The sequence below is a fragment of the Jeotgalicoccus psychrophilus DSM 19085 genome, from assembly GCF_000425845.1.
Classification (GTDB): domain Bacteria; phylum Bacillota; class Bacilli; order Staphylococcales; family Salinicoccaceae; genus Jeotgalicoccus; species Jeotgalicoccus psychrophilus.
This window is the reverse complement of the sequence record NZ_AUEF01000030.1, coordinates 1-5,928: the sequence shown is the minus strand read 5'-3', so window position 1 is coordinate 5,928 and position 5,928 is coordinate 1. Positions and strand designations below refer to the sequence as shown.

General features: G+C 33.0%; 7 protein-coding genes. 5 read left to right on the top strand and 2 right to left on the bottom strand.

From position 1 onward, the window contains the following. On the bottom strand, nucleotides 1-248 hold a 248-nt coding region (locus H625_RS13915), incomplete at its 3' end, for a transposase (RefSeq protein WP_035785133.1). A gap of 219 nt (nucleotides 249-467) precedes the next feature. On the opposite strand from H625_RS13915, the gene H625_RS0108745 reads away from it, so the two are divergent. The 5 genes from H625_RS0108745 to H625_RS0108725 all read left to right on the top strand — a co-directional run bounded on the left by H625_RS0108745 (nucleotide 468) and on the right by H625_RS0108725 (nucleotide 4,875). Continuing rightward, nucleotides 468-917, top strand: coding sequence for a hypothetical protein (locus H625_RS0108745; protein WP_026859569.1), 450 nt, complete (start codon nucleotides 468-470; stop codon nucleotides 915-917). Nucleotides 918-1,403: 486 nt separating this feature from the next. Continuing rightward, nucleotides 1,404-2,075: a response regulator transcription factor gene (locus H625_RS0108740; RefSeq protein WP_026859568.1), complete on the top strand. Its 672-nt coding sequence runs from the start codon at nucleotides 1,404-1,406 to the stop codon at nucleotides 2,073-2,075. A gap of 125 nt (nucleotides 2,076-2,200) precedes the next feature. Next, on the top strand, nucleotides 2,201-3,121 hold the full coding sequence (locus H625_RS0108735; RefSeq protein WP_026859567.1) for an ABC transporter ATP-binding protein: 921 nt from the start codon (nucleotides 2,201-2,203) through the stop codon (nucleotides 3,119-3,121). Further along, nucleotides 3,114-3,938 carry an ABC-2 family transporter permease gene (locus H625_RS0108730; protein ID WP_026859566.1) on the top strand — a complete coding sequence of 275 codons (825 nt, stop codon included), beginning with the start codon at nucleotides 3,114-3,116 and terminating at the stop codon, nucleotides 3,936-3,938. Before H625_RS0108735 ends, H625_RS0108730 begins: the two co-directional genes overlap by 8 nt. Before the next feature lie 28 nt (nucleotides 3,939-3,966). Further along, nucleotides 3,967-4,875 carry a sensor histidine kinase gene (locus H625_RS0108725; protein WP_035785656.1) on the top strand — a complete coding sequence of 303 codons (909 nt, stop codon included), beginning with the start codon at nucleotides 3,967-3,969 and terminating at the stop codon, nucleotides 4,873-4,875. An 849-nt stretch (nucleotides 4,876-5,724) separates the two neighbouring features. On the opposite strand, the gene H625_RS12885 is transcribed toward H625_RS0108725, so the two are convergent. Then, a partial coding sequence (locus tag H625_RS12885; protein ID WP_035785653.1) for an IS3 family transposase occupies nucleotides 5,725-5,928 on the bottom strand: 204 nt, incomplete at its 5' end.

Here is a 5,928-nt window from a genome sequence, read left to right as displayed (position 1 = left end):
AGAATCTCGTTTTCCATTTTTAACTGTTGAATGTCTTTGCGAAGTCTTCTGAGTTCGCGCTCTTCTTCAGATAAATTGTCAATATGATTAAATGAACCTGTGTTCTGATGATTTTTAACCCATTTATCTAAAGCTGATGCCGTGAGATCATACTCCCGTACAATTTCAGATTTTGATTTACCATTTTCAAATAATCGGACCATCTGTAGTTTAAATTCAGGGGTAAATGTTCTTCTCGTTCTTGACATAAAAAAACGCCTACTTTCATTGATTTAACAATAACCTCCCTCATAGGAGTTGTCCAATCAAGTGTAGACGATTCACACAATAAGAATTGAGTTAAACTCAGCTTAAAGTTAAAAGATGAATTATTTTTCCAACACTTAATAGCAATACGATTATGAATATTTCTAAATTAGATGAACAATTTAGAATCCCATGTCTTCAATACAAAGGAGTGGAATCAGATGAATAAAACAATAAAAACAGAGTTAGGTGTAATAGAAAAGGTTACGATAGAAAGTATGAAATTTCTTTATTTAGAAGTTCCAAATTATATAGAAAACCAAAAAAACGCATGGCCAAAATTTGAAGATCACTTTCCTTCTTTAACGGGGCGAAAAATGTATGGACTAGATTATGGCGAAAGCAAAATATATAGAGTGTGTTCGCTTGTTCTTGAAAATGATGAGGGGAAAAATTTTGGATTAAAGCAATTTAAATTTGAAGGTGGGACCTACATGCGATTACGACTCAAGTTTGATCCACCGGAACTGTTTGAGAAAATAGGTTCTGCTTATGATTTTTTGATTAGTGAATATGAAGAATCTATCGAATGGTCACTTCCGATGATTGAGCACTATAAGGCCAAGAACATTTTGGACATCATGATTCCAGTAAAAAATAAAGTTTATTAAAGTTGATTAGTATAAAATATTACTGAGTTTGTCACAATGCTAATTGAGTAAAATTCGCCTGGTTCTAGGTATAGTAGTTATTCTTGTGCCCTTTGTAAGATGAATCGATAGGGAAATATCCAACTACGCAGCTTAAACGCGTTTTAGAACGGTCGTCAGAAGCAATCCATTTTATAGGAAACGCAATAATCCTTGTATTAGTAAGGATTGTTGTGTTTTATGATTTTTAGTTTATAATCAAGTAACCTAATGACTGAGAATAATTAGTGAAAGAAAGATTTTTGAGAGCTTTCTTTCATTCCTCAACTTTTGGAAGAGTTGAGGAATTTTTTTGTTCTCTATAAGGTTCACTGGATTACTTCCATTCCCCTTTTAAACAGTTCTTTATGTTATAATTGAAAGAAAATTATGCGCGCAGATGCAGATAATGAATGAACCCATATGATTTCAAAAGCATAGAAAAGTTAAAGGAAAGGTGGACCTCTGATGAACACGATTTTAATCATAGAAGATGACTTGGCAATAAATGATTTAATTAAAACAACGTTAGAGAAAAATGACTATCACTGCACACAAGCTTTTTCTGGGACAGAAGGACTGTTAAACATTAAGACAGCGACTTATGACCTGATTATCTTAGATTTAATGCTACCGGGTCTAACAGGTGAAGAGTTTATTGAAAAGCTTTTAGAAATTGCTGACATACCCATCCTCGTGGCTTCTGGGAAAGATTCGATCGATTCACGAATCGCCTGTTTAAATCTTGGTGCAGATGATTATTTAATCAAACCTTTTGATATTAATGAATTGAAAGCCCAAGTCAATGCGTTAATTCGTCGAACCAGAAAAAACCCCGTAAGTGATCGTCTAGGTTATAAGGAGTTCATTTTACATAGAGAATTGTTTGATTTAGAAATAAATGGACAACTTTTACACTTGACTAAACAAGAATATAAAATTATCAAGCTACTCATGGAAAATCCCGGGAAAGTGTTTCTCAAGCAAGAAATTTATGAATATGCTTGGGAAGATTATTATATGGGTGAAGATAAAACAATTAACGTCCATATCAGCAATATCAGAAGAAAGGTTAAGCCATTCACAGATCATGAATTAATCGAAACAGTCTGGGGAATCGGCTTCAAATTAAAAAAGTGAAAGTAACAAAGTCAGAAAAAATTCTGGCTTTTTTATTTTTCTTTACTCTTTCTTTACCCTTCATTGACGTTTTATTTTAATTCTGTTTGGTATAGTCAAAATACATATAGAGAGGAGTGTAAGCAATGACGGATTATATTTTAGAAACCAAAAATCTGACTAAGACTTATGGAGATAAACAAGCCATCGATCAAATCAGTATTCAAATCAAAAGAGGGGCAATTTATGGACTCATTGGAAGAAATGGAGCAGGAAAAACTACTCTTTTGAAAATCATCAGTGGTTTAGCTTTTCAAACGGACGGTGAGGTCCTACTATTCGGAGAAAAAACAGCTAAAACAAGCAATTTATTAGAAAGAGTGGGCGTGTTGATTGAAGCGCCTGGTTTATATCCGAACTTAACTGCGTATGAAAATGTACGGTTAAAGTGTATCGCCTATGGAATCAATCGCGAAGGATATATCACATCATTACTTGAACAGGTCGGTCTGGATTACACCGGTGAAAAGAAAACACGTCATTTTTCTTTAGGAATGAAGCAGCGATTAGCCATTGCCTTAGCTTTAGTTGGCGAGCCTGATCTATTACTGCTGGATGAACCAGCCAATGGACTCGATCCGCAAGGAATCATCGAAATAAGAGAAGTGTTGTTGAAATTATCCAAAGAGCAAAATATAACGATTATTATATCGAGTCATATTTTGGAAGAATTAGCTAAAATAGTCACGAGAATTGGCATTATTGACGAAGGAAAGTTGCTTGAAGAAATTGATAAAGACGAATTACTCGAAAAAACAAAAGATAAAATAGAAATTAAGACGGGAGATGTAGAAAAAACAATCGTTGTGCTAGAAGAACAGTTTGGAATTGAAAAACTGAAGGTAATAGATCAGGAGACCCTTTACGTCTATGAAAAAATCGAAGAAAGTGGTGCGATGAATAAAGCATTGGTCAATGCGGGAATTATAATTCATTCACTCGCAATTAATCGTGAATCCTTAGAAGACTACTTTATTGATTTAACAGGAGGTGGAAGCCATGTTTAATATCATCAAAGCTGATTTATATAAAATGTTCAAATCAAGAAGTTTTTATCTAATCCAGCTCGTTTTCCTAATTTTTACGCTTGCTATTGGGATTATCGTGAAAGTCGATGTATCCAGAGACTATGAAGCGGCACAAGCTTATAATATCGCCATGGAAGAAGAGAATTCAATAACAGAAGATGAATATTATACGATGCAAGAAGAAGCGATGATCGAACAAGATGTGAAAGAATTTATGAGTATCCAATATTCTTCTATAACTATGCTTATGATGGCCGTTTTTTTAGCTATCTTTGTTTGTTCAGAACTAGATACAGGCTATATAAAGAATATCATTCCACTTAAAACGAGTCGAATCAGTTTGTTGGTAGCGAAGAATGTTGTCTCTTTCATCTTTATTCTTGTTCAAATGGCTCTCGGTTTCGGTGGGGCAATGTTTTCGACTTTTCTGTTAGCTGGAAAAATCAATATTTCAAATCCAAGAGAACTCATAATCTATTTAGGCTTTCAAATTCTCTTAGCCATGAGTTTTGCAGCGTCTATTATTTTATTAAGTTATCTGACGAAAAGTAAAGCCGCTGTCATGACAATCGGGGTTTTACTTGCAATCAATCTCCAGAGTGTTTTTTTAGGATTATTAGACAGTTTCATACGATTTACTCAAGTGAGTCTTACGCAGTTTTCTATTGTCACTAATTCACGCTTACCTGTATTTGATCCAAGTGATTATCAACGAGTACTTCTCGTATCTATCGGCTACTTTGTAGTTTATAATATCTTTAGTCTGATCCGTTTGAAACGCCTGGAAATTGCTTAAAAAAATAAATAAACACTGGGAGGAACGTATGCTCTTTCAACTACTTGCTTGTTTAACGATTGCAACTTTAATCATAATGAATTTAAAAAATAAAATTGAGATAAAAGAATTAACCAAGCAAGTAGATTTTATTAAAAATCATGAGACCAACAAGCTCCTTACAGGAGTAGGAAATAACAAAGAAATCAATAGGCTCATCAACCAGCTGAATCAACTCATTCTGTTGCAAAGAGAGATAACAAAAGAGTATCGAATAAAAGATGAAGTTTTTAAAGAAACACTCACGAATATCTCACACGATATTCGAACGCCCTTAACTTCTTTAACGGGCTACTTTCAGTTGCTCGTTGAGACAGAAGATGAAGAAGAACGAGAAAAGTATCTCGCAATTATTCATACAAGAATCGGTCATTTAAGAAATATTTTAGAAGATCTATTTACGTATACGAAAGTTCAGGATCATCATTATCAATTACAACAAGAAAATTGTGATCTAACAAAAATTTTGCAAAAAAACCTTTTGTCGTATTATGAAGAGTTTAATCGAAAGAACATTGAGCCACAGTTAACTCTTTCTAATAAGCCACTAATTATTTTGAGCAATCAGGTAGCTCTAGATCGGGTATTTAGTAATTTAATCAATAATAGTCTCAACCATGGAAAGAAGCATGTAGGTGTTCGTTTAGTTGAAGAAAAGGGGCAGATTATTATCATTTTTGAAAACGATGTTGAAGAAGGGGTAATCATTGATTTCGAAAATGTTTTTACACGATTTTACAAAAGTGATCCCGCTCGGACAGTAAATTCAACAGGATTAGGTCTGACTATTGTAAAAGAATTCATTGAATCTATGGATGGAACGATTCAGGCAAGTGTAAATGAAAATATCTTTCGGATTCAAATTATTTTGACGGATAAAAATCGTGTAAAAACCTAGTTGAAAATGAGTTTTTCTCGAATCTAATTAAGTGAAATGCTGATATACTAACTATGCACTACATTGCTAGCTAGATGGGCAGGAGGGTAAAATTATGAAAATAAGAATCTTGCTATTGTTCGTTGGCTGAGCATTTAATTTGATAAGCATTACTCTATCTGCTCTTTTTTCAATCCTAACAGGACTGGGTTGGAGCTGCTACCTCAGTTAGAAATCTTTATTTTCTTTTAAACACTGCGAAAACGAATCAAAACTAAAATTAAATTGTCTTTTACTGAGTTTATCTTAACGCTAATCAATTAAATTCATATAACTATACTAGGAGGTGTTTGAAATGGAGAATATCTGTTCACTAAAATCGTATTATAAAGAGCACAAATCAAGTGTTTTCCTAGTAAATCTATTTTTTATTAGTCTCATAATAATTTTTTTAACGCAATTTATAGAAAATAGAGCTTTGTTTGATTCTTTTTATAGAATCTTCCATTTTGATTCTATTGCCACAGGGGCGTTTACTTTAATTTTTATAATGATTTATGCTTATATATTCTTTGACAGTATTACCTTAAAAATCGTATATACTCTCTTAGTAGCTCTAAATGTAATCTTTTCTTTATTGGGGGTTGGCCTATTTGCAGACTCATATGCCAGCTTTTTATCCTTATTGCCACAAATACTCCTTTTTATCAGTCTCACATTCTTGTATGTTATATCTAAAAGATATACATGCACAAAAACGTATGGCGCAGATAATATAAGTGTTTTAGCTTCTGTAATTATTCCTCTACTTATGTTAAATATTTTAGGTAGATTCCTCTTTCCTTTTTTAATTTAATACATTTTGGTATGTCAACAGAATATTAGACAGTTTTTATAGAAGTTTTCTTTATACTCCCTTGGCGTGAGATAATCCAATGCACCATGCGGTCTAATATTGTTGTACCAGTTTACATAGTCAAATAGTTCGATGTTTAATTGTTTTAATGACATAAAAACATAGTGTTTAATAAACTCAGTTTTCATCGCTTTGAACGTGGTTTCAGCTCCAGCGTT